General features: G+C 54.5%; 1 protein-coding gene. It reads right to left on the bottom strand.

Annotation, left to right across the window (positions count from 1 at the left end; genetic code table 11):
- The coding region (gene istA / locus HMPREF2736_RS02100) for an IS21 family transposase (RefSeq protein WP_168167611.1) at positions 1-741 on the bottom strand (741 nt) is incomplete at its 3' end.
- Positions 742-1,007: the final 266 nt, after the last annotated feature.

Below are 1,007 nucleotides of genomic sequence, written 5' to 3'. Positions count from 1 at the left end.
GCGGATGAACCCGACAGCGTTTTCCACATTGCCTTTCTCATGGCCTGAATACGGGTTGCAGTAACGCGACCGAGTCCGATAGTGCGCTTTAAACGCGGCGAAGAGCTCTGATTCGACAACCTTCGGGCCGACACGGCGTCCAATAGCAGTAGCGTTATCGAAGACCATCTCAGTCGGCACTCCGCCGGCAGCATCGATGACATCCAGCAATCCGGTAATGACACACTCGGCGGTTTCACCGGCGAAGGCCCTGCAAAACCTCATATTCGAGTACGGAAACGTCACCACCAAAAGGTGTACAACCTTCACATCTGACGCCAGGTTGATTTCTGCCTGGCCGAAATCAACCTGGATGACCCCGGGAGACCATTCCAACTCCATGAACCCATCTCCTGGGGCTTTATGGTCCTGCCTCCACTGCTTGACGTAGCGCTGTACCGGCGAATACGAGCCGGTATATCCATGTTCGGCGGCAAGCCGGTCACAGATGCGCTGCGCAGTGTGGCGTTGCTTGCGCGGCATGCGCTGATCTTGCTCAAGCCACCGATCAATCACGGCACACAACGTCTCACCGAGCGCTAGTGATCCTGGCTTATGTAACTTAACTGGCGGGATAGGGCTGAAATCGTCCTGGTTGACGTACTTATCGACCGTAGCGCGAGATACCGATACCGCCTTCGCGATCGCTCGTCGGGACATTCCCTCGTCATCGAGCTGTCTGATAGTTTCGATCGTGGTCATGCTGATTGTCATCTACTTTCTGGTCCCTTCCTGAAAAACCAAGTCCCGGACCTCGCAGCCAAACGAAGATGGGACATTTCTCAGGAACAGAAACCTACTGGGATGGTTACTCGGCATGGCCCTTTTTCATTCCAAAAGAGCCACACCAGTCACAGCAACGCACCAGGAAAGTGGCCTACTTTTTCACGCTGAAACGGACTAAAACAGGCCGCCGAAACGGACTACTTCCCAAGCCGAACTGGACCACCTACATCAGATCAGACACA

The sequence above is a fragment of the Corynebacterium sp. HMSC036E10 genome (assembly GCF_001836265.1).
Classification (GTDB): domain Bacteria; phylum Actinomycetota; class Actinomycetes; order Mycobacteriales; family Mycobacteriaceae; genus Corynebacterium; species Corynebacterium coyleae.
The sequence above is the reverse complement of the archived record's forward strand: the minus strand, read 5'-3'. Positions and strand labels throughout refer to the sequence as shown.